This window comes from Janthinobacterium sp. SUN118 (assembly GCF_030397695.1).
Classification (GTDB): Bacteria; Pseudomonadota; Gammaproteobacteria; order Burkholderiales; family Burkholderiaceae_D; genus Janthinobacterium.
Genome location: NZ_JAPUBV010000003.1, coordinates 219,319 through 243,426 on the forward strand (window position 1 = coordinate 219,319; position 24,108 = coordinate 243,426).

The window sequence follows — 24,108 nt, forward strand, 5'->3', positions numbered from 1 at the left end:
CGAGCAGCAGCCGCAGATTTACCTGAAATTACGTAGAAATGAACGGGCCGGATATGGATGACGCATTACGATTACGCGCTGTAAATCAAATTTTTAAGATAGACGCGTCACTTGGATGTGAGTCTGGGAAGGATGCGACGTTCACGTTAGACTTTGAAGAAAAGAATTATCGGCAACAAGCGTTAGCCGGTCTCATCCGTGACACTGTTCCATATTTCGCTTTAACCCAGGAAGAAATTGCATCATTAGATAAGTCAGATTGGAATAAAAGCAGCTTCACTAGAATCTCTGATGCTCAGCCGACAAAAAAAGGCGACTACGGTGAATTGTTGCTTTACATTATTTTGAACATATTTTATGACACTCCGAAATTCGTCACAAAAGCAAGACTTCGTTCATCGACTCGTGAGCAGATTAAGGGTTTTGATTGCGCACATTTTTCAATAAATCCGGATAGAACGATCACTCTCTGGCTCGGAGAGGCAAAATTTCATCAAACTTTTTCAGGTGCAATTGCTCAGTCCTTTAAATCACTCAACGATCATTTGATGGATGCGGAAAAAATTAAGTCTGAATTGCGACTTTTGAGTGGTGAGATAGAAATAAATAAAAATATACTACCTGATGAGTATTTGCTTCTAAAGTCGCATACAAACGGGTCAAAGTCGTTAGATAAAGTTTCAATCCAGGTCCCTGTTCTGTTGACATACGATAGTAAATGCATTGGGGATTTTTGTGGAACAGAAAATGCCGATATCGGATCAGATGTTTTTCAAGCAAGTCTGATTGCTGAGTTGAAGGGAAAATTTCTTTCTGTCTATGAGCGCACTTGGCCAGCTAAAAATAATATAACTATTTCATTTTATTTACTACCATTGAGGTCGGTTTCCGAACTTAAAGAAATGTTAGATACAATTGAAACTGCGATGAAATTTTAGGGGGTGTCTTGAGAGAAACTGTTCAGTACCAATTAAATGTGCTTCGATCTAATGTTGAAATGAAAATCGATGATTTGGAACGTCTGTTACTCAGCACATATGAGTTATTAGACTCAATCGATCCCTCTGATTTTAGTTTATGTTTGGCCGTAATATGTCACGTGGCAGATCGAAGATTTAGCGATGTAATGATTCAGCAATTGCTACACGATAATGTTTCAAAATCAAGAATATTTCTTTACGATAATTTGCTGCATACGAGAGATGAAAATTACAATCCTGAGTTTTCAATGCAGGATCATATATTAAAAGCCTTTTACACTAGCCGTACTACAGAAACTACTTTGACGAAACCACAGAAAGAGGTTTTTGATAATTTTCAAGAATGTAGGCGTTTAATTGTAAGTGCGCCAACTTCATTCGGGAAGACACGAATAATTCGTGAGATCATCCGTCACAACAACTATCGCAATATAGCGCTTATACTACCTACGGTATCGCTTTTGTCTGAGCAATACCGTGATATAAAGGATTCCATTAGCGGGTACGTGGTATCAAAGACCTCAAAAATTAAGATTGAGCCTGATAGGAATTATATTCTTGTTTTGACTCCAGAACGAATGAGTGCATTCCTCAGTGAGAATCCTGAATTTCATTTTGATTTTTTTGTAATGGATGAAATTTATAAAACTGACTTTAAGCTTAATGACGATAGGTTTAGAGTGTTTTCTGATGTATTGCTACGTTTAGCGCAACGAGGTTCCGATTTTTATTTAATTGGCCCATATATTACCGATTTTAGTCAACGTTTTCGTGCGCTGTTCAACGCAAAGATGCTCAAATTCGAGGTTGAGATCGTTCAGAAGGACTTCTATTTTCTTGATAATGTTGGATTAAAAGGTTCGCACAAAATTGAAGGCCGCTTCATAAAAATTGTCGGAGATAAGTTTGTGAATTTGACCAGACTAACTTCGAATGATTATATTGATGGAAAATTTTTGATATATCGTTATCAAAAACGGTATGTTGAAGAGTCTGCAGGAAAGTTTTCCTCCGCAAGATCTGAAGTTAGATGGGATTCAAATCTGATAAGATATCTTGAAAAAACTGTTTCGCCTGAATGGAAGCTGGTTTCATGCATAAAAAAGGGGGTAGCATTTCATCATGGCGCGATGCCTCGACATATCCAGGACCTGATTGTCGACGAATTCAATAACTCATCGGGCGGAGGCATCGATTTCTTATTTTGCACAACATCATTGACAGAGGGAATTAACACCTCGGCAAAGAATGTGGTCTTATATGATGAAAAGATTGGTACTGGAGACCCGATCGGTGTTCTGGACCGGCGTAATATTGAGGGGCGTGCGGGGCGGTTTATGCGCCACTTTGTTGGTCGTGTCTTTCATCTGGAGGCGTATATTGAAAATAATGACGATCGAGTAGTGGAAATTGAATCTCTGGATAGCGAGAATCCGTCAATCGAAGCTATTATCCAATTCGACGATGAACTCTTGTCAGAAGCCGGGCATCATAAAAAGAATCAACTAAAATCAACAATGGAAAGCGTTGGCCTTCCGTTTGAGATGTTCAAAGAGAATAAATATGTTAGCGTTGGTGGTCAAGCATCGTTGTTAAAGTACTTGATCACCAGTAAGTCTTGGGGACAATTTAGTTTTATGGGTGGCATGCCGAATGCTGAAGTGGCCAAGCTCATACTTTCCTGTATATACGACCATTTGTTCACCGAGAGCGATCGTGGACGGAATTTTAAAGATGAGGTTGGAAAGTCAATTTTATTGCAGTTGACAAGTTATTATCTTTTTTATAAGCCGTCATTTACGGAATTACTTTCTAGTGCGACGATTATAAAGTTTAGGCCAAAAATTGACTCTAGAATACGATATATTTTTGATTTAACGTCTAGATATTTTGAATTTATATGGCCTCGATACATTATGGCATTCCAAAATATTTACAATTATGCAGCCAAGATAAATGATGCTAGCCCAATCTCTCTGGAGTTGATGATTGCACAACTGGAATACGGTACGACAAAAAATCATGAAATAATACTGAAGGATTGTGGTATTCCATCGGAGTCCATTCGGAAAATATCGAACATTTTTTCTAATTGCGAAACCTTAGATGATGTTCAGCGTGTTAAAAAGCTAAGAATGAGCAATATTGCTAGTTTGCTTGATCCAATAGAAGTTCGGATTTTTAATCGATATATTTAAAATTTTTCAAGCTGATTTATTCTAATATTATGAAACTAAAATTTATTCCACTGGATTATGGTGTTTACAGGGGGCGAGTTCCAGGTGGTAAAAATATAGTTTTCCTAAACCCAAACAACTGGGATGATTTCGGATTCAAAACACAATTTGCGGTTACGTGGTGTGATTTCAATGCTTCTGAGCACTACTTGGGAGAGATAAAAATTGCTTTTGAGAACCAGCCTAGTGGTTGGACAGCTCATTCATTTCCGAAAGAATTTGAAAGTTTGCCACCCAATTTTTACTCACTTGGACTGGACGTAGAGTATTATGAGAAGCTTTCTAAATTGCCACCTGAGATCTGTAGAAATATTACCGGTTCTTTACATGATGTCGTTGCTGATCCGGATTTTTTGAACCGCATAAAAGATGATAAAGCGTTTCAGACATCGCTAACCCGTGGCGTCAGCTTTACTTCTATATCTGAGCAATTTCGACGAACACTTGGTGGGGGTGCGCCGCAGACTCCTTATAACTTTATTTATAAAGTGCAAGCCGATGCTGAGACAGCGGGGTTGGAACTAAGGTTTGATGTCTCGCCTGATTCTAAACCATCAACAAATATTCATGTGTTGATTGGTAGAAACGGAATTGGCAAAACTACTTTATTAAATGGAATGATATCTGCGATTGTTAAAGGTCATAAGTTAGAGCGTGGGGCCGGGAATTTTTGGAATGTGTCGCAGATTCCTTTTAGCCTAATCGAAGATAAATATTTTTCATCGTTGGTTTCGGTGTCATTCAGCGCCTTTGATCCATTCACACCGCCACTTGACTCGGAAGATCACAGCAATGATCTAAAATATTTTTATGTAGGCCTAAAAAAAGTTGTTCGTGAAAATAATGTCTTAAAAAGCGAACACAAAGATATAGAAAAATTTAGCGTAGAATTTGCTTCGAGTTTGTCAAGCTGTTTTAGCCAACCTCAAAAAAAGCATCGTTGGATTAGGGCAATTCGATTTCTTGAGTCCGACGAGAATTTTGCGGAAATGGATTTGACCCGTTTTGCAGAAGAAGATGGGACCGTTAGGTTGAACGAACTTAAATTTAAACTATTTAAGAAAATGAGTTCCGGTCATGCCGTAGTACTACTGACGATGACTAAACTGGTTGAAAAAGTTGATGAAAAAACATTGGTATTAATGGACGAACCGGAAAGTCACTTACACCCGCCCTTGCTCTCAGCATTCACAAGAGCACTTTCTGATCTACTCACCAATCGTAACGCCGTTTGCATTATTGCCACTCATTCGCCTGTAGTACTGCAAGAGGTACCTCGGCGTTGTGTTTGGAAGCTTAGACGTACCAAACTGAACGCAAACGCGGATCGACCTGAAAGCGAAACGTTTGGCGAGAACGTTGGGGTATTAACTCGTGAGGTATTTCAACTGGAAGTGCAAAAGTCTGGATTTCATGATCTGCTGAATCGAGACGTAAATGAGGGGAAGTCGTTTGATGAAATTTTAAATGACTACGACGGCCAGATAGGGCTAGAAGGCAAGGCTGTGCTTCGTTCTCTAATTGCTACGCGTGGATATTGAGCTATGCGTGAGATGAAAATTCCGGTGGGTATGCCTGCTGAAGTATTAGATGCTTGTATAGGCAGTATTGGTAATGAAGATTTGCGCAATCGTGTGCTCGAAGTAAGACAAAATTTTATAGACGCTTCCGTTAGTTATCGAAAATCTGCTGAGATTGCACAGTTATATACTTTTCTTGTAAACCACCAAAAAGATGAAGAAATTCTGGTTGGTAATGTAACAAAAGGCGAAGTCAAAAATCTTTATACTTACAACTTGGTAAAAAAGATCGGAGCCCGGAGTTATTATGATTCTATACTTGCGGCGGCACCTAGGGGGATCTGTCCATTGTGTGGGGTGGGTATGGCGGCGACCCTTGATCATTATATGCCCAAGGCGAAGTTCCCATTATTCTCAGTATTACCTTTAAATTTGGTCCCTGCTTGCCGTGATTGCAATACGGGAAAACTCGCGGAATTTGGTGAGGATAAAGAATCTCAGTCTCTACATCCTTATTTTGATATTTCTCCCTTTGTTACTGAACAATGGATATTTGCTGAGGTTTTAATTTCCTCACCTGCAACGATTAGATTTTTTGTTTCAGCTCCAGATACGTGGCTTCGTGAAAATAAGGAAAGAGCTAAAGCACATTTCGATGCCTTTAAGCTTGCGGCAAGATTTTCAATCATGGCAGCGAATGAGTTATCGAGTCTAACGGGAATGTTGGCCGACTATGTTAGCCATAGCGGACCCGGTGCGGTTCGTGAATTTTTAACGGCGTGTGCAACGACAGAATTGGCCTTGCACAAGAATTCGTGGCGTGCAGCATTTTTCCAAGCGCTAGCGGCGAACGATTGGTTCTGTGAAAAAGGATATCTTTAAAAAATCGGAGCGCTTGCTTAACCGGTTCTAAGTGCTGCCTTTTTACGTTGTTCACCGGCACTCATTCCCATCGAAGGCAGCGAAGGTGGAATTTTGTTTTCTAGCTAAAAACGCGGTTGTAGCTCTCTTTGAGTTTCCTTCGTGAGTTAATTGTTGTGTGTCTTTGTGATATTGCGGGATCTTACCGACGTGTTCGCTGGTGCGAGGTCCACCGACAGTGATTGCGAATTGCGTAGGGATGCGCTTGCTCCCTAAAATTCGATCTGATCGGCCCCTGTTTTTTGAATTATCTAAAATGGATCAAGCTCAATATCGGCTTTCCTATCTTGGGGCATGAATGGGGGCATACAGTATTCTTAGGGCGCAAAAATTCTCTCATTTGGGAGTAATTCCTTAAGTAATGTGAATCCCCCTCTCTTTTTATTTCCGCCCCTCGGCAGCCATCCTCATCGCCAACCCCATCAACACTCCCCCCATCATCCACCGCTGCACCATCACCCACACCGGCCGGCTCGATAAAAACCCCGCAATCGACCCCGCCATCACCGCAATCAGCGCATTCACCACCAGGCTGATGGAAATCTGCACGCAACCTAACACCACCGATTGCACCAAAACACTCCCATGCCCCGGCGTAACGAACTGCGGCAGCAACGATAAGTACATGACCGCAATCTTGGGATTGGCCAGATTCGTGATCAAGCCCATGAGAAACAGCTTGCGCGGCCCGTCGACAGGTAGGTCGCGCACGGCGAAGGCCGAGCGTCCGCCTGGCTTGACGGCTTGCCAGGCCAGGTACAGCAGGTAGGCGGCGCCGCCGAAGCGCAGCGCATCGTAGGCGTAGGGCACGGCAAACACCAAGGCGGTGATGCCGAAGGCGGCGCACAGCATGTAGAACAGGAAGCCGACGGCGACGCCGCCCAGCGAGACGAAGCCGGCGCGGCGGCCCTGGCTGATGGAGCGGGAAATCAGGTAGATCATGTTGGGGCCGGGCGTCAACGCCATGCCCAGGGCCACGAGTCCAAACATCAGCAAGGCTGTTACATCAGGCACGCGCTATCTCCAGAAGAAATGCATGGCATGCCCGGCGATACGCCGGCATGGACCAGGCTTTCCGGGCATGCGGTCCCTGCGCAAGCCACTTACCCGGGAGTCAAGATTAGCACAGCTGAAAGTTGCCTGTCGGACATGGCCATCGCGGCGTGCTTGCAGCGGGGCAGCGATGCTGCTGCCCGCGGCCAGCCGCGTTGCACGTACCGGCCGGCAGACGCAAAAAAGCCCGCCGAAGCGGGCTTTTTCATTCTGAAGCCAAACCCAAAACTCAGAACTGGTTCATCGTATTGTCTTTACCGGCCGCCTTCAGCGCCGCTTCGCCGCTGAAGTAATCCTTGTGGTCGTCGCCGATGTCCGAGCCGGACATGTTTTGATGTTTCACGCAGGCGATGCCCTGGCGGATTTCCTTGCGCTGCACGCCAGCCACGTAGCCCAGCATGCCCTGGTCGCCGAAGTATTCCTTGGCCAGGTTGTCGGTCGACAAGGCTGCCGTATGGTAGGTCGGCAGGGTGATCAGGTGGTGGAAGATGCCGGCTTCGCGGGCCGAGTCGGCCTGGAAGGTGCGGATCTTTTCATCGGCCGTGATCGCCAGTTCCGTCTGGTCGTATTCCACGCTCATCAGCTGGGCGCGCTCGTAGGCGGAGACGTCCTTGCCTTCGGCCTTCAGGGTGTCATACACCTGCTGGCGGAAGTTCAGGGTCCAGTTGAACGACGGGCTGTTGTTGTACACCAGTTTGGCGTTCGGGATGACCTTGCGGATTTCGCTGACCATGCCGCCGATTTGCGCGATATGCGGTTTTTCCGTTTCGATCCACAGCAGGTCGGCGCCGTTTTGCAAGGAGGTAATGCAGTCGAGCACGCAACGCTCTTCGCCGGAACCGGCGCGGAACTGGAACAGGTTGCTCGGCAGGCGTTTCGGACGCAGCAGCTTGCCTTCGCGCTTGATGATGACGTCGCCATTGCCCAGCGCGTCGGCCGACACTTCTTCGCAGTCGAGGAAGGAGTTGTATTGGTCGCCCAAGTCGCCTGGTTCATTGGTGACGGCGATCTGCTTGGTCAGGCCGGCGCCCAGCGAGTCCGTGCGGGCGACGATGATGCCGTCGTCCACGCCCAGTTCCAGGAAGGCGTAGCGGATGGCGCGGATCTTGGCCAGGAAGTCTTCGTGCGGCACCGTGACTTTACCGTCCTGGTGGCCGCATTGTTTCTCGTCGGATACCTGGTTTTCGATCTGGATGCAGCAGGCGCCCGCTTCGATGAACTGTTTCGCCAGCAGATAGGTGGCTTCGGCATTGCCGAAGCCGGCGTCGATGTCGGCGATGATGGGCACGACGTGGGTCACGTGGCCGTCGATCTTGGCCTGGATCGCTTGTTTTTCAGCGCCCTGGGCGGCGTCCAGCTGGCGGAACAGGCCGCCCAGTTCGCGGGCATCGGCCTGGCGCAGGAAGGTGTACAGCTCCTTGATCAAGGCCGAGACGGCGGTTTTCTCGTGCATGGACTGGTCTGGCAGCGGGCCGAACTCGGAACGCAGGGCGGCGACCATCCAGCCGGACAGGTAGAGGTAGCGGCGGTCGGTGCTGTTGAAGTGCTTCTTGATCGAGATCATCTTCTGTTGACCGATGAAACCATGCCAGCAACCGAGCGATTGCGTGTACTTGGATGGGTCCGCATCGTAGGCAGCCATGTCGTTGCGCATGATTTTCGCTGTGTACTTGGCGATGTCCAGGCCCGTCTTGAACTTGTTCTGGGCGCGCATGCGGGCGGCGGACTCGGGATTGATGGCGTTCCAGGCGCTGCCCTGTTGGTCTTTCAAACCGGCAACTGCCTTGATGTCGTCTTGATATTGGGACATGTGTATCTCCTAAAGAAAAACTAAGTTTGAGAAAATCGTCGAGTGCGCCGCTTTGTCGATGCGAACTGCATGACTAAATAGTAGGCCGATTCGTGGTGATCTTCAAGTCTTATATAAGACATATAACTTAAATTTATTCCTTGTTTTTCAATGGCTTAATTATTTATTTTCAGGATGTGAAATGAATTTTCAAAAAGTGAGAGCGTTAATGGTTGAGTCTGCCGTTTGGGATTCCGCGATGTGAAACGTGTTTTCAGATTTTGGTGCAGCGCGACAAAGTGGGGCGAAAAAAAGCCGCCCGAAGGTGGCGCCGGCCAGCGTGTGGCCCCATGCGGTGTGGTTCGGCGCGGGCTTTCGGCTGGGCGGAACCCGTCAAGCCGGGTCCAGGCACATTTGATTTAATATCATGCTCCGATTGTGAAAGGTAAAGTCAGCGATGCAGATTAACGGTATGGACTTACCCGCCGAGTATGTTGCTTTTGCAGCAAGGCATCGGGATGCGGAAGGATTTTGCAATTTGAGACTGAAGAAAGAACTGGATTCTTGCGGTGGCGTCTTGCAGACGGAATTGGCTCACATCTATACGGATGTCGTCGAATTGACTGCCCAGACAGCGAAGCTCGGGGCGTGTTTCGTCTGCGATGGCTGCTATGGGGAGTTTGGCAGTGTCAGTGCTGGCCCGGGAGCCATGCCGGACATCGTTGATTTTACAGAAATCATTTGCTTCGGCATGGCCGGTGACGGGAGTCAATTCTGTTTCGATTTCAGGGGCGCCCGGAGCGCGCCTTCTGTCATCTTGTGGGACGATGATTACTGGCGAAAGATTTCAAACTCCTTTGACGACTTCCTATTGCTATTTTCTTGATATGTTTGCGGCGTAGTTGATGCAGCGCACGAGGCTAGCCCCGCGCGCTGCGTGAATCAGCGTCCCACCGTCTGCCGCTGGTCCTTGATGAACAGGGCCGTCAGCATGCCCACCGCGCAGACGCCGATCACATAATAGGCGGGGCCCAGCACGTTGTTCTTCAGCATCAGGGTCACGACCACGGGCGTCAGGCCACCGAAAATTGCGTACGACAAGTTGTAGGAAAACGACAGTCCCGAGAAGCGTACCTGGGCCGGGAACGCCTGCACCAGCACGTAAGGCACGGCGCCGACGACGCCGACGCACAGGCCCGTCATCGCATACAGGGGCAGCAGCAGGTCGGGGCGGCTGCCGATGGTGGTGTAGAAAATATACGTGGAAATGGCCAGCAGCACGGAGCCGACGAAGATCACGCGCTTGCCGCCCAGGCGGTCGGCCAGCATGCCGGCGATGATGCAGCCGAAGGCCAGGCACAGGGTCGCCACGGTATTGGCCACCAGGGTGGTGCGCGGCGCGATGTGGTGGATCTTTTGCAACAGGGCAGGCGTCATCAAAATGACGACGACGATGCCGGCCGACAGCATCCAGGTCAGCAGCATGGACACGGCGACGGCGCCGCGGTGGCTGCGCAGCACGGATTTCAGCGGCATTTCCGTGGACAGCGCCTTGCGTTGCTGCATTTCCGCGAAGACCGGCGTTTCGTGCAGCCAGCGGCGCAGATACATGGCGCCGAAGCCGAAGATGCCGCCCAGCAGGAAGGGATAGCGCCAGGCGCCATCGGTGATTTCTGCCGGCGTGTAGACGGTGTTCAAGCCCGTCGCCACGAGCGACCCCAGCAAAATGCCGACCGTCAGGCCCGCCGTCAGCACGCCGCAGGCAAAGCCCGTAAAGCGGCTGGGCACGTGTTCGGAGACAAACACCCAGGCACCGGGCACTTCGCCGCCCACGGCCGCGCCCTGGAAGATACGCATCAGCAGCAGCAGCAGCGGCGCCGCCAGGCCGATGGTGGCATACGTGGGCAGCAGGCCGATCAGCAGGGTCGGCACGGCCATCATCAGGATGGACAGGGTGAACATGCGCTTGCGGCCCAGCAAGTCGCCGAAGTGGGCCATGACGATGCCGCCCAGCGGGCGCACGACGTAGCCGGCGGCGAAGATGCCGAAGGTTTGCAGCAGGCGTAGCCATTCAGGCATTTCCGGCGGGAAGAACAGCTGGCCGATGGCGTTGGCAAAGAAGACGAAGATGATGAAGTCGTAGAATTCCAGCGCGCCGCCCAGGGCGGCCAGCGACAGGGTCTTGTAGTCTTGCTGGGTCAGGGGGCGTGTTGCTGCGTTGCTTGCGGCGGTGTCGGAAGTAGGCATGTGTCTCGTTCTTGTGTTTTATGGGAGATTGCCAGAGCTAGCATACGCATTTCCGCCGCGTGAGTAAACGCCGCGCCAGGGCGGCCGCCGCACACGCAGCCTCAGCTGTGCTTAATACAACGCGGCTATCATCGGCGTTGACTTCATTAGAAAGGACACCGCATGAAAATCATGATCGTGGGCGCCAGCAGGGGCCTGGGACGCGCGCTCGTCGATGGCTTGCTGGGCGACGGGCATACGCTCATCGGCGTGTCGCGCCAGCGTCCTGCCGGCCTGGATGCAGGCCTAGGCGCGCAGCTGCAGTGGATCGCGGCGGACCTGGCTCGGCCCGTGGAAGCCGTCGAGCAGATCGCGCGCGAGGCGCCCGCCGGGCTCGATGCCGTGATCTACAACCTGGGTGTGTGGGAAGAAAAGGCGTTTTCCGACGAGTATGCCTTCCTCGATGATGCGGACGAGGCCATCGTCGACATGGTCAATACCAACATCACGGCCACGATCCTGCTGCTCAAGCGCCTGGTGCCCAGGTTACTGGGCAGCAGCAAGCCGCAGCTGATACTCACGGGTTCCACATCGGGCCTGCGCCAGAGCGGCCGCCCGGAAGTGACGTTCAGCGCGTCGAAGTTCGCCCTGAACGGCATCGCCGATGCCTTGCGCGAAAGTTTCCGCGAGCAGGGCCTGGCCGTGACGGCGCTGCAGCTCGGCTACCTGAATACGCAGGATGGCTTGTCCGTGCCGCTGGCGGACGCCGCCGCGCGGGGCGAAGGCGAGCTGATTCCCGTGCATGACGTTCTCACCATCGTGCGTGCGCTGCTGAGCCTATCGAACGTGTCCTTCGTGCGCGAACTGGTGTTGCCGGCCATCCGCGACGAGCGTTTCTAAACCTCAGGCGGCGTCGCCGTAGAGCTCGCTCCAGCCCAGGCGCTCTTCCAGCCACTCGTCCGCTTCGGAGGAGTCCATCTGCAGCAGCAGGGCGCCCAGCCGCAAGTTGCCCTTGGCCAGGGCCAGCACGGCGAACACGGATTCCAGCATGACGGGATCAAGCTGGCCCTGCAAGTCGCGTGCGGCGATGGCGGGCAGCTGCGCCCAGGCCGCCTGGTAGCTGTCGGCCAGCCAGTCCGGCAGCGGCGGATTGTGCTTGCGGTGGCGCTCCAGTTCGATCAAGGCGATGAGTGCATAGAAATCTTCCTCGCGCGAGGTCGCGCCACCGAGCATGTGGACGAGCTGGGGCACGGCCGCATACGAGGCGACGCCCACGTCGCCCTGGTGGTGCAACTCTTCCCATAGCTCATGCCACATGTCGTCGCCGGCCTGCATGGCCTTGAGCGCCTCGGCCACATCGTAAGGCATGCGGTAGCCGCCTTCCAGGGTGGGCCAGATGGGATCGTCGAGTGATAACAGCATGGTTTCTTCCTTATTGAAATGTGTGCGCCGTCGCAACGCTCACGCTGGCCGCGCATAGGCAAACATATGTTGTACATACTCGGCCTTGCCGAGCGGCACGCCGTTGTGCCGCAGGATGTTGTACGCCGTCACCAGGTGAAAATAGAATTGCGGCGTGGCCCAGTTCACCGCGTATTCCTGGCCCGTCATGTCGAAGGTCAAGCCGCCGCCCAGGGTGATGGCGACCGGCTGCTGCGCGCTGGCGTCGATCGCGGCGCGGTCCGCGGCGGCCAGCAGCTCCAGCGTGCGCGCGATCAATGCCCTGGCGGCCGGCATGTTCGCGGGCGTTTCAAGTAGCGGCAAGGGCTGCTGCGTCAGCCGGCACACGGCTTCCTGCGCCTGCGTGCACGTGAATTCCACCTGCCGCGCCAAGGTGTGCATGTCGGGCGCCAGCCGTGACTCAAGCAGGTTTTGTGCATCGAAGCCCAGTGCCTGGGCGCGTTCCTCGCCCTTGGCCAGCAAGGTCGTCAATGAGCGCAGCATCTGTGTAAAGCAGGGAATGGTAATGGCGTAGACCGACATGGAGTTCCTCAAGTAGTTATGCAGATCATCAGCAGAAAGGCGCGCGGCCCTTACGGATTGCCCAGCACGCCCGGGCAATGCTCGAACCAGCCGTCGTCTTCCTGCTGCGCGATAAACGCCGTGATCAGCGCCTGCTCCGCTGGCGGCGCGGCGGCCAGCAGGGCGTTGAAGCAGGCGATGGTCGAGGCGTTGGGCGTGCCGGCGCCGTTGGCGATGCCGACGAGAAAGTCGCCGGCCCAGTCGGGCAAGCTGGCGATCAAACGCGGCAGTTCGTGCAGCAGGGCGTTGCAATACACGCTTTCGCCGAAGCGCCAGGCGGCGCGGTTGGCCGTCTGGTAGGCGCCGTAATCGTGCTCGGCCTGCACGGATTGAAAAATGGCCAGCGCGTATTGCGCGCCTTCCGTGCCCGTCAGCGCATCGAGCATGGCGCAGTAGCGCTGGAAGCGCCGATGCGCGTCATCGGGCGGCGTGGCGGTATCGTCATCCTGGACGATATTGCCCACAATTAAAAGTTCGGCTTTCCAGAGTTCAAAGGCGGTCGGCATACATAGATCAAGGGCGAGAACGATGCCAGCATTATGCCCGGGCCAGCCGTGTTTCGGCGTGCCGCTTGAACATGCTACAGTCCGCCTTTGCCGCCAGCCCAGCGCGGCGCCTTCCGGATCATGCCCGATGCCCACCTGGACTTCCCCGCCACAACTCGTCTCCCTTGCCGCCCTGTATGCGCAGGCGCAAGCCCGGCCGGAGGCCTTCCTCGACGCGGCCTTTCTCGACGCCGTCAAACAGGCCCATTGGCCCACCAACTGCTGGAATTACGTGGAAGCGTCGTTCGCCATCATCGCGCCTGCCTGCCTGCTGCGTCCGCATTTGACCGCGGATCTGATCGCCTTGCCCATCGACGCCATGATCGCGGGCGGCCTGGACGATGCGGGCCAAGTCATTGCGATCGGCCTGGCGTGCGCCACGCGCAGCGAGCCGTATGTGGCGCCGAGCGAGGAGGGCAGGCGCTGGCTGACGCAGGTGTGGCCGGGACTCGGAGCGCTGGTCGAGACGGTGTTCCAGGCCAGGCTGCAAGAGGCGCTGGCCGATGACGATTGACGCCATGGCGGCCCTTGCTGCCAGCTGTCTGTGACACGCGGTCCCTCTTGACCTGGGAAGGTAGTTTACGTTACGGTATACGTAACTACTTACATATATTTCCTTCCTCATGTCCTCCACCCTGCAAACCTACGGCTCGCTGATGCTGGCCAGCCGCCTGCGCCGTCTTTCCGATCAACTGTATGCCGGCGTCGACACCAGCTATTTGGCGGCTGGCGTCGAACTGACGTCGCGCTGTTTCCCCTTGTTATTGCTGCTGCGCGACAATGGCCCCACGGCCATCACGGCGCTGGCCGCGCAGATCGGGCAGACGCATCCCGTGGTGGTGCAGCTGGGACGCAAGCTGCTCGATGCCGGCGTGGTGGTGGAAATGCCGGACAGCAAGGACGAGCGGCGCCGCCTGCTGGCGCTGTCCGACGCCGGGCTGGCCTTGCTGCATAACATGGCGCCGCTGTGGGACGATGTGCGCGCGGCCGTCGACGCCGTGTTCGAGCACGGCACGCCGCAGCTGATGGCCAGCCTGGACCGGGCCGAAGCGCGCCTGCAGGCGCAAGGCTTCGGCGAGACGATCGCCGCCTGCCGGCGCCAGCGCGAGCGGGCCGCCGTGGACATCATCGATTACGACGCGCCCTATGCGGCCGACTTCAAGCGCCTGAATATCGCCTGGCTGGAACGTTATTTCTATGTCGAGGCGCTCGACGACAAGGTGCTGTCCGATCCGCAAGGCTCGATCCTCGATGCTGGCGGGCAGATCTTCCTGGCGCGCCTGGACGGCACGATCGTCGGCACCTGCGCCCTGATCCGTGCCGGCGACGCCAGCTTCGAGTTGTCGAAGATGGCCGTCACGCCCGAGTGCCAGGGCCTGGGCATTGCGCGCCGGCTGATCGAGCGGGCTTTCGACGCCTTCGAGGCCAGCGGCGCGCAACTGCTGTTCCTGGAATCGAACAGCAAGCTGGCGCCGGCCATCCGCCTGTATGAAAGCAGCGGTTTTACGCACGTGGCGCGGCCGGCCGGCGACGCCCATTACCAGCGCGCCGACGTCTACATGGAGTGGCAGGGCAGAAACCGCAGCTGAGCGTGACGGGAACGCTCCCCATCGGCCGTCTCCCGCGTTACAATAGGCGTATCCAATAACGGAACCATGGTTCCACTATTCAAAGACGCCGACGCCGCATGCCTTCCTTTCCGATGCCCTTCCCGCAGATGATCGTGCCACCCGAGCCCACCCAGGCGCGCAGCAAGCAAGCGTTCGAGCGCCTGCTGCTGGTGGGCGAACAGTTGCTGGCGGAAAACCGTTTCGATGAAATCGGCGTGGCCGACCTGGCCAGGCTGGCGGAAACCTCCGTCGGCACGTTCTACCGCTTATTGGGCGACAAGGACACCCTGAGCCGCTTGCTGCTGCAGCGCTTTTTTTCCGACATGGTGGACAAGGTCGAGACCCTGACGGAACTGCGCCAGTGGGAAGGGCGCAGCCTGGAAGAGTTCATCCGCGCCATGGTGGCCATGTTCGTGGCCGTCAACACGGGCCGGCGCGGCGTGCTGCGCGCCCTCATCACGCGCTGTTCGCAGGATGCGCAGTTCCGCGACAAGGTGCACCAGATCAATCATCTGATCTCGCAGCGCACGGTGGCAGTGCTGGCCAGCAAGTCAGCCAGCATCCGCCATCCGAACCCCACGCAGGCGATGATGGTGGTGCCGCCCGTGCTGCTGGGCATCCTGAATCAGCACGTTTTGTCGGGCTCGCTCTCCTTCCTGTCGGGCGCGGCGCTCGAGGATGAACTGGTACGTGTTGCTTTAAATTACCTGACTTGAGATATTTGTCGATTTAACTTGAAATCGGAATTCGGATTCCGTATTATGTTTTCCAACAGCAGGAAAATATATTCCTGCACCTGAACACAAAGCATGTTCAACAGCAAGGAGACAGAATGCGGCGTCACACGACATCCGATGTTCCATTGCATTACCTCGACCTCGGCAGGGGGCAGGCCGATCCCGCGCAGCAAGCCCCTGTGTTTCTGCTGCATGGCCTCGGTTCCTGCGCCGAAGACTGGCGTGCGCAAATCGACGCGCTCGGTGCCACGCGCCGCGTGATCGTGCCCGACCTGCGCGGCCATGGCCGCAGTCCCGCTCCCGGCGGCGACTGGCAGATCGGCGACTTCGCCAACGACGTCTTCAACCTGATGGACCAGCTCGACGTGCCGCGCGCGCACATCGTCGGCTTTTCCCTGGGCGGCATGGTGGGCCTGGAAATGGCCAACCGGGCGCCGGGACGTGTCGCCACCTTGTGCCTGATCAACTCGCAACCATTCCAGGGCCGCAAGCCCGCTGCGCTGCTGTTTGCCTACTGGCTGCGCCGCACGGTGATCGCCACGCTGGGCTTGAAACCCATGGGCAAGATCATCGGCAAGAAGCTGTTCCCGGATCCCGCGCAGCAGGCGCTGGTCGAACGCTTCGCCACGCAGATGGCGGGCATGGACAAGCGCGCCTACCTGGCCGCGCTGGACGCCATCTTTCACTGGGATATCGAGATTCACTTCCAGGCCCTGGCCATGCCCGTCCTCATCATGGCGGCCGACCAGGATTACACGCCCGTCGCCAGCAAACGGGCCTTTGCCGCACAGATTCAGCATTGCGAGTTTGAAATCATTGCGAACTCGCGCCACGCCACGCCCCTGGACCAGGCGCAGCGTGTGAATACCTTGTTGCAGTCCTTCCTTACTCTACATTCAAAATAAACAGGCCACTTGCCGCACGGGCAGGGGGCCGGCTTCAATCGTCGCAGGGCAGGTGCTCGCTTCACGCGCGCGGGCACCGTTACGTCTTGCGATTCTGGAGTCCGGCCGTTTTCCCTGGCGGTCAGCAAGCCTGACATTGGAGACGCTATGAAACTTGCTTTGAAACTGTTGCCCGCCGCACTCGCCGTTGCCGGCGCCTTTGCCACCCAGGCCCATGCGCAGGAAGCCAGCCCCGCGGCTGCCAGCACTGCCAGTGCCCAGGAAGCCAGCGATGCGAAAGAACGCATGGAAACCGTCACCGTTTCCGCCCGCCGCCGCGAGGAGCGCCTGCAGGACGTGCCGCTGGCCGTCACGGCGTTTTCCGCCAAGGCCCTGGAAAGGGCGAATATCCAGAACCTGGCCGACTTGCAGGAACGCGTGCCGAACCTGACCGTGTACGCCTCGCGCGGCACGAATACCACCTTGACGGCGTTCATCCGCGGCGTCGGCCAGGCCGACCCCGTCTGGGGCGTGGATCCGGGCGTGGGCATTTATTTCGACGACGTCTACATGGCCCGTCCGCAAGGCGCCTTGCTCGACGTCTTCGACGTGCAGCGCATCGAAGTGCTGCGCGGGCCGCAAGGCACCTTGTACGGCAAGAACACCATCGGCGGCGCCATCAAGTACATTTCGCGTCCGCTGGCCAAGGAAAACGGCGGCTCGGCGGAAGTGGGCCTGGGCAATTACAACCAGCGCAACTTCAAGGCCGCCTTCAATGTGGCCAACGAAAGCGGCACCTGGCGCGCGCGCCTGGCGGCCGCCAAGCTGGACCGCGATGGTTTCGGCCGCAACACCTTCAATGGCGAGCAGGTCAGCGACCAGGACAGCACGGCCGCGCGCCTCTCCGTCGGCTACTTTCCGCAGGATATACCCTTGACCGTCGTGCTGAGCGTGGACGCCACCGACGACAAGTCGGGCGTGCGCGGCTTCCAGCGCATGGGCGTGAGCGCCTTCGACCCGCTCAAGCGGCCAGCCAGCACGGATGCGTACGACATCCAGAGCGGCATGCCGGGCCACAACTTCACGCACAACCGGGGCGGCTCGCTGGTGGCCAACTACACGCTGTCGAACGATTGGTCCGTGAAAGTGATCGGCGCCAAGCGGCGCAGCACGTCCGAGCAAACCATCGACTTCGACGGCTTGCCGCAGCCGATCGCCGACGTCTTCGGCGACTCGCGCGACGAACAGAAGAGCCTGGAGCTGCAGGCCTCGTACAGCGGCGACTACGGCGCCGGCGTGATCGGCCTGTACCGCTTCGAAGGCACGGCCGGCGGCGGCATCTACAACAACTTCCTGGGACGCCAGTTCACGGCCGCCGTCAGCACGGTGGAGACGGACAGCACGGCGCTGTACACGGACTGGACCTGGCCGCTGGGCAAGGTGTGGAGCGTCAACGCGGGCTTGCGTCACACGCGCGAGGAAAAGCGCGCCATCGTGCTCAACCGCACCTTCGCCGATGTCGGCTTCACGCGGCCCATCCAGACGGCGGCCGACTTCGACAAGTCGCTCTCCGTCAGCAATACCTCGCCGAAACTGTCCGTGCGCTATGAAGCGTCGAAGACGACGAATTTTTACAGCAACCTGTCGCGCGGCTTCAAGTCGGGCGGCTACAACGTGCGCGCCAACAACCTGGTGGTGCCCGATTCCGCGCGGCCATACAAGGATGAAAAACTCGACGCGCTGGAAGTGGGCATGAAGTATGCGGCGCCGGACGATACCTTCGACGCCAACGTGGCCCTGTTCTACAACCGCTACAAGGATATTCAGCTGTCCGTCTTCACCAGCTATGTGCAGCCGGGCGGCGTGCCGGGCTTCTATGGCGACTTCACGAACGCGGGCAAGGCCACCGTCAAGGGCGCCGAATTCGAATTCTCGTGGCGGCCGAACCGCCAGTGGGAAGTCAACGGCTTCCTCGCCCTGCTCAATGCCGGCTATGCCGAGTTCATGAGCGGCGGCAAGAACATTGCGGATACGCAAAAGTTCAGCAACACGCCGCGCCGGCAAGTGGGCTTGAACCTGACGCGCACGGACCGCGACGTCTTCGGCGGCGCCCTGCGCAGCATGGTCGGCTATGGCTACCGCAGCAAGGTGTATCCGACCACGGACTTGAGCGAAACCCTGGCGCAGGGCGGCTACAGCATCTGGACGGCCGGCATCGTCTGGGAAGCGCCGAAGAACTGGACCTTGAGCCTGCATGGCAGCAACCTGGGCAACAAGCGCTACCGCACGGATGGCTACAACATTCCCGCCGTGTTCATCCTCGACGGTTTCTACGGCCCGCCGCGCCAGATCATCGCCAAGGCAGGCTACAAATTTTAAGGTGTCATCAAGGTAGGACGTTGCAAGAGTAGGGCGTTGTAGGAGTGGCCGGCTTGCGTTGGATCAAGCCGGCCCATTGTCGCTGTTTTCGTCGTTAATAATAATCAGGAGACTGGCATGGAATTTCCGCGTTTGCGTCACCAACTGCGTCATTTGTTATCTGCATTCATCGCCGCCTGCGGCTTGCTGGCCGCGTTGCCGGCTTCCGCCGGGCAGTGGGACTTCGGCCTGTACGCGAGCCTGTGGGGTTCGCGCGAATACCAGGTCTGGCTACCGAGCAACTACAACGCCAGCACGCCGCTGCCCGTCGTGCTGATGCTGCATGGCTGCGGTTCCGAGCCGAACAGCATGGCCGCCGTCAGCCGCTTTAACGAACTGGCCGACAGCGAGAATTTCATCGTCGTCTATCCGCGCCAGAACGTCACGGCCAATCCCATGCGCTGCTGGAATTTCATGTTGCCGCTGAACCAGGAGCGGGGCACGGGCGAACCGGCCGTGCTGATGGGCATCTTGAACAAGGTCAAGAATAAATATGCGGTGCAGGACAGCCGCGTGTATGTGACGGGCATCTCGGCCGGCGGCGCCATGGCCTCCATCATGGCCGCCTGCTACTCGGACGTGTTCGCCGCCGTGATGGTGCATTCGGGCGGCATGTACAAGGGCGCCACCGGCATGATCACGGCCGCCGACTCGCTGTTCAACGGCAGCTCGTTCGACCCGAAAGTGCGCGGCAAGGATGCGTGGCGCTGCTCCGGTTCACCGCGCCGTCTGATGCCGACGATGGTATTCCACGGCACCTCCGACATCGTCGTCAACCCCGTCAATGGCGAGCAAACCATCGAGCAATTCCTGCAGACCAGCGATTACGGCGACGATGGCCTCGACAATGACAGCGTGCGCTACCGTGCCGACAGCATCGTGCGCCAGACCGTGCCGTATGGCCGCAGCTATTCCATCGACACCTATCTGCACAACGGCGCCGTCATCGCGCAAAAATACACGGTGGAAGGCATGAACCACGCGTGGAGCGGCGGTCCTCCGGGCTGGCCATTCAGCGATGAGCTGGGACCGGACGCCACCGTGATCAGCTGGAATTTCTTCAAGAACTATCAGAGGTAAAGCGGTGCGGGCGGGAACGCCGACTTGACCGGCCCGTTCCTGCCCCGCAAAATGTCGGCGCATCGCGCGGCGACATGGTGTCCCGGCGCATACTCACGAGGAAACCATGGCCGTCCCCTTGCGCCGCATTCTTGCTCCCCTTGCCATCGCCTGCCTGCTGGCCGCCTGCGCCCAAGCGCCCGTGCGCGGCGTGCATGCCACGGCTGCCGCCCCGGCGGAACCGGGCATGGCGCTGCGCCTGATCGGCGAGCAGCGCATCGCCTGGAAACACGATTACCAGGGCACGGCCGTGGGCGGCCTGTCCGGCATCGATTACGATGCGAGCAACGATCGCTGGGTGATGACGAGCGACGACCGCTCGGCCATCAACCCGGCGCGCTTCTATACGGCAAAGCTGCGCTATGACGCGCAGCACGTCGCTCCCGTGGAACTGACCGGCGTGCATTTCTATCGGCAGGCGGACGGCAGCCCCTATCCCAACCTGCAAGCGTGGCGCACGCAGGGCGGCGAAGTGCCCGACATCGAAAGCATCCGCGTCGATCCGCAAGACGGCAGCCTCTGGTACACGAGCGAAGGCGACCGCAAGCTGGGAGCGCAACCGTTCATCCGCCATGCGCGCGCCGACGGCAGCCTGATCGGCAGCCTGCCGCTGCCAGCCATGTTCGCCATGCCGGCGCCGGGCGCGCCTGCGCAAGGCAAGCCATCGGGCGTGCGCGACAACCTGGGCTTCGAGGGACTGGCGTTTGCGGCCGATGGCCAGTCGCTGTGGGCGGCCATCGAGGCGCCGCTGCTGCAGGACGGACCCGTGGCCGATTTCGTCGCCGGCGCGCATAACCGCATCACGCGCTTCGGCCGCGACGGCCAGGTGCTGGCGCAGTATGTGTATCCGCTGGAAAAAGTCGCCTCCATAGGCGGCCCCGCGCGCTTCGCGGAAAACGGCATCTCGGAAATCCTCGCCATCGACGAGCACCGCCTGCTGGTGGTCGAGCGGGCCGGCGTGCAGGATGCGCAGGGCACGTTCCACGAATTCGTGCGCGTGTACGAGATGGACGTGCGCGGCGCGACCGACGTGAAGGACGTGGCCGCGCTGCAAGGCGCCAGCTATACGCTGGCCGGCAAGCGCCTGGTGCTGGACATGAACGCGCTGAACCTGCCGCGCCTGGACAATATCGAAGGCATCAGCTGGGGCCCCAGGCTGGCGAATGGCCATGCCAGCCTGGTGATGGTGTCCGACGACAATTTCCACGACAAGATACAGGTGACGCAGTTCCTCGTCTTTGAAGTCTTGCCGCGTTAAGCCTCACTGCCGCCTCACTGCGCCTTTTGCGGTGCGGCCAGCAGGCGCTGCATGAATATGTTGAAAAAGCGCGGCTGGTCCGAGGCCAGGCATACCTGGGCGTTGGCCTTGCCCGCCACTTCGCGCGTCAAGCCGTCGTCCGTGACGGCGATGCGCAGCGGCGTCGTGGGGCAGCTGGCCGGGTCGAGCAGCCAGGTGACGGGCACGACGTCGAACAGCGACGGCATGTTGCTGGACCATGGCTGATAGGTGTCGATCCACTGGTGGTACAGCAGGGTGACGGCATCCGTCAGCGGCGAGCCATGGCCGAAGATGGCGTTGCGCTCCACTTCATCGAGGCGTATCTGCGTCGAGTCGAGCGGCATCATGACGATGGGCACGCCGGAGCCGAACAGCGCCTGCGCGCCCTTGACGTCGGACGCGATGTTGTATTCCTTGTCGGCCGGGCGTACGGGCACGTACTGCGACTTGCGGTAGCCGGCGCGCACGGAGCCACCCATCATCACCACCTGTTTTACTGTTCCGAAGGCGACGGGATCGCGCGCGATGGCGGCGCCGATATTCGTCAGCGGTCCCAATGCCAGGATAGTGATCTGGCCAGGCTGGCGTTTGATTTCGCGCAAAATAAAGTCGATGGCGTCCGGCGGCGGCTGTGCCGGCGCCAGGCCCTGCTGCGCATAGCGCGCCTGCGTGAACGGCGTGGGGTTGGGCGTGGCGATGCCTTGCGCGACGGGAATGCCGGCATGGCCCGTTTCGCGCAGCAGGCGTTCGAGCAGGCGGCCGCGCAAGGCCGTGTCGCCCCAATCGGTGGTGATGCCGACGATCTCGATCTCCGGGCTTTGCAGCAGCAGCGCCAGGGCGAAGGCGTCGTCGATGTCGTCACCGATATCCATGTCGACGATGACTTTGTGCGCGGCGGCTGTGGCCGTCGCCTGGCCGGCGGCCAAGGCGGTGCAGGTCAGGACGGAGGCAAGCGCGGCGCGGCGCAGCAGGGCAAGGCAGACGGACATGGCGGACCTGGAATGAGTGAAAGGCGCGGCGATTTTAGCAGGCGCATGCCTTGCATCAGTACAATGCCGTATCGTTCCATGTGTGAAAGCCGCCATGCCGTCTCGCCGTGTATTGCCCCTCCTCATCTGTGCTGTGCTGCTGGGCGGCTGCGCCAGTGTCGGCATGGACACGCCATCGGCTGCCCATACGGAGGCGTTCGAGCGTGCCGCCAGGCAGGACAGCATGCGCAGCGAGTGCGACTGGGGCGTGCGCTATGCGCCCGTGGCCCCGGAGGGCGCCAGCGTGGCGCAGCTGCAGGCGATCGCCACGGTGCGCCTGGCGGCCATGCGGCTGGCGCCCGCCTGGACCCTGGCCATGTCCGGCGGCGAGGCGCAGGCCTTCACGGACTCGAAGGAGGACCGGGCCGGCTTGCAGTTGTTGCTCAGCATCGTTTTGCCGGCCATGGAACGCTATCCGGCCGGCGTCTTCGCGCAGACGGGCTTGCGCCACGTCGTGCTGGTGAAGGACTTGAGCGTGGATGGCCAGCGCCGCCTGGCCATGCCGGCGCCGAAAATCGACAGCGTCGTCTACGCCGACAACATGCTGGCCGCCATGTGTCCATCCGGCATGGAGCTGCGCGTGCACCACGAGTATTACCACTTCATCGAATACCGGCTGTTCAACGATTTCTATTACCGCGACCCCGTTTGGCTGGCCTTGAACCCGCCCGATACGGCGTATGGCCAGGGCGGCGCCACGGCCTACGGCAAGGGCTTCCAGAACCTGGGCCACCCGCAGCCGGGATTGGTCAGCCGCTACGCGGCCTACGGCCCCGAGGAAGACAAGGCCGAAGTGTTCGGCTGGATGATGACGCCCGCGTACGCGCCACGGCTGGAACAATGGAGCTTGACGGACGCGGCGCTGTCGGCCAAGCGGCAACTGTTGCGGCAAGTACTGGGCAGCAAGACAGCGTCTTACTAAGTATCAAGTTTGCTTCTCCTTTGACGGCGAAGTCAGGCGATGCGCCGCCACCCTTCGCACGTCTTGACGCCGCGTCATCCCTGTCTTTCCTGGTAACTATATAATCTGCGCTTGGGCGAGGTCCGCTCTTGAACTCCAGTGAAGGAATGACATGCGAGGATATTTCGTGCGCCCGTTGGCGCTGTTTGCGGCATCGGCCGTGTGTGTCTCTGCCGGCGCAGCCGATGCGGTGGTCGATGCACAGCAGCGCGCATCCCTGCTGGCATTTTATGCGCAGCAATACCCGGGCGAGCCGGCCACGCGCACCGTGTTCGAAAGCGTGCCCGTGGTCGGTGGCCGTGGCAGCGAGGTGGTCGGCAGCGTGGAAGCGCCGCCCTACCGTGGCCATGGCGCACTGTGCCGCACGCAGCGCACCAAGTTCGTGCTGCAGGGCTCGGGCCAGCAGGCGCGCTGGCAAGAGGCGGGCATCGAGTATTACGCCTGGCTCGACCGTGGCACTTGCCGCGCCGTGGCCGAACCCGTGCGCATGCTGCAGCGCGTGCCCGATGCGGAGCTGGAAGGCGTGTTGCTGTACCAGAAGCCCCTGCTGGCGCGGGCGCGGTTGCTGATGGCGGGCAATACGGCCTGCGCGCCGCTGCGCGCCTTGCCGTTTGCGCTGGCGGCCGTCGACGTGGGCGCCGCCGCGCCGCGCGCCGAAGAGCGCTATGCGCTGGTGTTCAAGAGCGACCGCGACAGCTACGCCCGCATCTGGCTGCGCAAGAGCGGGGGCCAATATGACGCCTGGAATGTGACTTGCCCGCCAGTGCTGTAAACTGCTT

22 protein-coding genes are annotated in these 24,108 nt (G+C 57.6%); 15 read left to right on the top strand and 7 right to left on the bottom strand.

Annotated features, from left to right (window positions below):
• Positions 1–53: 53 nt before the first annotated feature.
• The 4 genes from O0880_RS20050 to O0880_RS20065 are packed head-to-tail and all read left to right on the top strand — an operon-like array spanning position 54 to position 5,619.
• A complete protein-coding gene (locus O0880_RS20050; RefSeq protein ID WP_289888360.1) occupies positions 54–938 on the top strand; it encodes a DUF1837 domain-containing protein in 885 nt (294 codons plus the stop codon).
• Between the two features lie 59 nt (positions 939–997).
• The gene (locus tag O0880_RS20055) at positions 998–3,178 is read left to right on the top strand and encodes a DEAD/DEAH box helicase (protein ID WP_289888361.1); all 2,181 of its coding nucleotides are present in this window, start codon (positions 998–1,000) and stop codon (positions 3,176–3,178) included.
• Between the two features lie 29 nt (positions 3,179–3,207).
• A complete protein-coding gene (locus O0880_RS20060) occupies positions 3,208–4,758 on the top strand; it encodes an AAA family ATPase (RefSeq protein WP_289888362.1) in 1,551 nt (516 codons plus the stop codon).
• Positions 4,759–4,761: 3 nt separating this feature from the next.
• A complete protein-coding gene (locus O0880_RS20065) occupies positions 4,762–5,619 on the top strand; it encodes a hypothetical protein (RefSeq protein WP_289888363.1) in 858 nt (285 codons plus the stop codon).
• A 420-nt stretch (positions 5,620–6,039) separates the two neighbouring features.
• On the opposite strand, the gene O0880_RS20070 is transcribed toward O0880_RS20065, so the two are convergent.
• Positions 6,040–6,672, bottom strand: a complete 633-nt coding sequence (locus O0880_RS20070) for a LysE family translocator (RefSeq protein ID WP_289888364.1) — start codon at positions 6,670–6,672, stop codon at positions 6,040–6,042.
• 268 nt (positions 6,673–6,940) lie between these two features.
• Positions 6,941–8,521 (bottom strand): isocitrate lyase, encoded by a 1,581-nt coding sequence (locus tag O0880_RS20075; protein WP_071325059.1) that lies wholly within the window; start codon positions 8,519–8,521, stop codon positions 6,941–6,943.
• Between the two features lie 451 nt (positions 8,522–8,972).
• Between O0880_RS20075 and O0880_RS20080 the strand changes: the two genes are divergently transcribed.
• On the top strand, positions 8,973–9,386 hold the full coding sequence (locus O0880_RS20080; protein ID WP_289888366.1) for an SMI1/KNR4 family protein: 414 nt from the start codon (positions 8,973–8,975) through the stop codon (positions 9,384–9,386).
• A 56-nt stretch (positions 9,387–9,442) separates the two neighbouring features.
• Here the strand turns inward: O0880_RS20080 and O0880_RS20085 are convergent, their stop codons facing one another.
• Positions 9,443–10,747, bottom strand: coding sequence for an MFS transporter (locus O0880_RS20085; RefSeq protein ID WP_289888367.1), 1,305 nt, complete (start codon positions 10,745–10,747; stop codon positions 9,443–9,445).
• Between the two features lie 162 nt (positions 10,748–10,909).
• Here O0880_RS20085 and O0880_RS20090 point away from each other — a divergent pair, with 162 nt between their 5' ends.
• Positions 10,910–11,626, top strand: a complete 717-nt coding sequence (locus O0880_RS20090) for an SDR family oxidoreductase (RefSeq protein WP_289888370.1) — start codon at positions 10,910–10,912, stop codon at positions 11,624–11,626.
• Positions 11,627–11,629: 3 nt separating this feature from the next.
• On the opposite strand, the gene O0880_RS20095 is transcribed toward O0880_RS20090, so the two are convergent.
• Genes O0880_RS20095 through O0880_RS20105 form a run of 3 tightly spaced genes read right to left on the bottom strand, consistent with a single transcriptional unit; the run spans position 11,630 to position 13,254 of the window.
• The gene (locus O0880_RS20095) at positions 11,630–12,148 is read right to left on the bottom strand and encodes a hypothetical protein (protein ID WP_289888371.1); all 519 of its coding nucleotides are present in this window, start codon (positions 12,146–12,148) and stop codon (positions 11,630–11,632) included.
• Positions 12,149–12,187: 39 nt separating this feature from the next.
• Entirely contained in the window at positions 12,188–12,709 is a 522-nt protein-coding gene (locus O0880_RS20100; RefSeq protein WP_289888373.1) for a DUF1993 domain-containing protein, read from the bottom strand.
• A gap of 50 nt (positions 12,710–12,759) precedes the next feature.
• The gene (locus O0880_RS20105; RefSeq protein ID WP_289888374.1) at positions 12,760–13,254 is read right to left on the bottom strand and encodes a hypothetical protein; all 495 of its coding nucleotides are present in this window, start codon (positions 13,252–13,254) and stop codon (positions 12,760–12,762) included.
• A gap of 127 nt (positions 13,255–13,381) precedes the next feature.
• On the opposite strand from O0880_RS20105, the gene O0880_RS20110 reads away from it, so the two are divergent.
• The 7 genes from O0880_RS20110 (at position 13,382) to O0880_RS20140 (ending at position 21,319) form a co-directional block, all read left to right on the top strand.
• Positions 13,382–13,807, top strand: coding sequence for a hypothetical protein (locus O0880_RS20110; RefSeq protein WP_289888376.1), 426 nt, complete (start codon positions 13,382–13,384; stop codon positions 13,805–13,807).
• Positions 13,808–13,916: 109 nt separating this feature from the next.
• Positions 13,917–14,882 (top strand): bifunctional helix-turn-helix transcriptional regulator/GNAT family N-acetyltransferase, encoded by a 966-nt coding sequence (locus O0880_RS20115; RefSeq protein ID WP_289888377.1) that lies wholly within the window; start codon positions 13,917–13,919, stop codon positions 14,880–14,882.
• A gap of 98 nt (positions 14,883–14,980) precedes the next feature.
• Positions 14,981–15,619, top strand: coding sequence for a TetR/AcrR family transcriptional regulator (locus O0880_RS20120; RefSeq protein WP_071325050.1), 639 nt, complete (start codon positions 14,981–14,983; stop codon positions 15,617–15,619).
• A 116-nt stretch (positions 15,620–15,735) separates the two neighbouring features.
• The gene (locus tag O0880_RS20125) at positions 15,736–16,545 is read left to right on the top strand and encodes an alpha/beta hydrolase (RefSeq protein WP_289888378.1); all 810 of its coding nucleotides are present in this window, start codon (positions 15,736–15,738) and stop codon (positions 16,543–16,545) included.
• Between the two features lie 147 nt (positions 16,546–16,692).
• Positions 16,693–18,903, top strand: a complete 2,211-nt coding sequence (locus tag O0880_RS20130) for a TonB-dependent receptor (RefSeq protein ID WP_289888379.1) — start codon at positions 16,693–16,695, stop codon at positions 18,901–18,903.
• Positions 18,904–19,020: 117 nt separating this feature from the next.
• Positions 19,021–20,022 carry a PHB depolymerase family esterase gene (locus O0880_RS20135; protein WP_289888382.1) on the top strand — a complete coding sequence of 334 codons (1,002 nt, stop codon included), beginning with the start codon at positions 19,021–19,023 and terminating at the stop codon, positions 20,020–20,022.
• Between the two features lie 106 nt (positions 20,023–20,128).
• On the top strand, positions 20,129–21,319 hold the full coding sequence (locus tag O0880_RS20140) for an esterase-like activity of phytase family protein (RefSeq protein ID WP_289888383.1): 1,191 nt from the start codon (positions 20,129–20,131) through the stop codon (positions 21,317–21,319).
• Positions 21,320–21,333: 14 nt separating this feature from the next.
• Here O0880_RS20140 and O0880_RS20145 read toward each other — a convergent pair whose 3' ends face one another.
• A complete protein-coding gene (locus O0880_RS20145) occupies positions 21,334–22,329 on the bottom strand; it encodes a nucleoside hydrolase (RefSeq protein WP_289888384.1) in 996 nt (331 codons plus the stop codon).
• Between the two features lie 94 nt (positions 22,330–22,423).
• On the opposite strand from O0880_RS20145, the gene O0880_RS20150 reads away from it, so the two are divergent.
• Together O0880_RS20150 and O0880_RS20155 are read left to right on the top strand one after the other, a co-directional pair.
• Positions 22,424–23,290: a hypothetical protein gene (locus tag O0880_RS20150; RefSeq protein ID WP_289888385.1), complete on the top strand. Its 867-nt coding sequence runs from the start codon at positions 22,424–22,426 to the stop codon at positions 23,288–23,290.
• A gap of 151 nt (positions 23,291–23,441) precedes the next feature.
• Positions 23,442–24,101, top strand: a complete 660-nt coding sequence (locus tag O0880_RS20155; RefSeq protein WP_156894934.1) for a hypothetical protein — start codon at positions 23,442–23,444, stop codon at positions 24,099–24,101.
• The last annotated feature ends 7 nt before the right edge of the window (positions 24,102–24,108 follow it).

Coding starts and splice junctions, on each gene's coding strand:
- O0880_RS20150 (WP_289888385.1), top strand. CDS start 22,424: ATGCCGTCTCGCCGTGTATTGCCCCTCCTCATCTGTGCTGTGCTGCTG.
- O0880_RS20080 (WP_289888366.1), top strand. CDS start 8,973: ATGGACTTACCCGCCGAGTATGTTGCTTTTGCAGCAAGGCATCGGGAT.
- O0880_RS20140 (WP_289888383.1), top strand. CDS start 20,129: ATGGCCGTCCCCTTGCGCCGCATTCTTGCTCCCCTTGCCATCGCCTGC.
- O0880_RS20050 (WP_289888360.1), top strand. CDS start 54: ATGGATGACGCATTACGATTACGCGCTGTAAATCAAATTTTTAAGATA.
- O0880_RS20055 (WP_289888361.1), top strand. CDS start 998: ATGAAAATCGATGATTTGGAACGTCTGTTACTCAGCACATATGAGTTA.
- O0880_RS20120 (WP_071325050.1), top strand. CDS start 14,981: ATGCCTTCCTTTCCGATGCCCTTCCCGCAGATGATCGTGCCACCCGAG.
- O0880_RS20115 (WP_289888377.1), top strand. CDS start 13,917: ATGTCCTCCACCCTGCAAACCTACGGCTCGCTGATGCTGGCCAGCCGC.
- O0880_RS20095 (WP_289888371.1), bottom strand. CDS start 12,148: ATGCTGTTATCACTCGACGATCCCATCTGGCCCACCCTGGAAGGCGGC.
- O0880_RS20145 (WP_289888384.1), bottom strand. CDS start 22,329: ATGTCCGTCTGCCTTGCCCTGCTGCGCCGCGCCGCGCTTGCCTCCGTC.
- O0880_RS20130 (WP_289888379.1), top strand. CDS start 16,693: ATGAAACTTGCTTTGAAACTGTTGCCCGCCGCACTCGCCGTTGCCGGC.
- O0880_RS20110 (WP_289888376.1), top strand. CDS start 13,382: ATGCCCACCTGGACTTCCCCGCCACAACTCGTCTCCCTTGCCGCCCTG.
- O0880_RS20155 (WP_156894934.1), top strand. CDS start 23,442: ATGCGAGGATATTTCGTGCGCCCGTTGGCGCTGTTTGCGGCATCGGCC.
- O0880_RS20135 (WP_289888382.1), top strand. CDS start 19,021: ATGGAATTTCCGCGTTTGCGTCACCAACTGCGTCATTTGTTATCTGCA.
- O0880_RS20100 (WP_289888373.1), bottom strand. CDS start 12,709: ATGTCGGTCTACGCCATTACCATTCCCTGCTTTACACAGATGCTGCGC.
- O0880_RS20125 (WP_289888378.1), top strand. CDS start 15,736: ATGCGGCGTCACACGACATCCGATGTTCCATTGCATTACCTCGACCTC.
- O0880_RS20090 (WP_289888370.1), top strand. CDS start 10,910: ATGAAAATCATGATCGTGGGCGCCAGCAGGGGCCTGGGACGCGCGCTC.
- O0880_RS20085 (WP_289888367.1), bottom strand. CDS start 10,747: ATGCCTACTTCCGACACCGCCGCAAGCAACGCAGCAACACGCCCCCTG.
- O0880_RS20065 (WP_289888363.1), top strand. CDS start 4,762: ATGCGTGAGATGAAAATTCCGGTGGGTATGCCTGCTGAAGTATTAGAT.
- O0880_RS20075 (WP_071325059.1), bottom strand. CDS start 8,521: ATGTCCCAATATCAAGACGACATCAAGGCAGTTGCCGGTTTGAAAGAC.
- O0880_RS20105 (WP_289888374.1), bottom strand. CDS start 13,254: ATGCCGACCGCCTTTGAACTCTGGAAAGCCGAACTTTTAATTGTGGGC.
- O0880_RS20060 (WP_289888362.1), top strand. CDS start 3,208: ATGAAACTAAAATTTATTCCACTGGATTATGGTGTTTACAGGGGGCGA.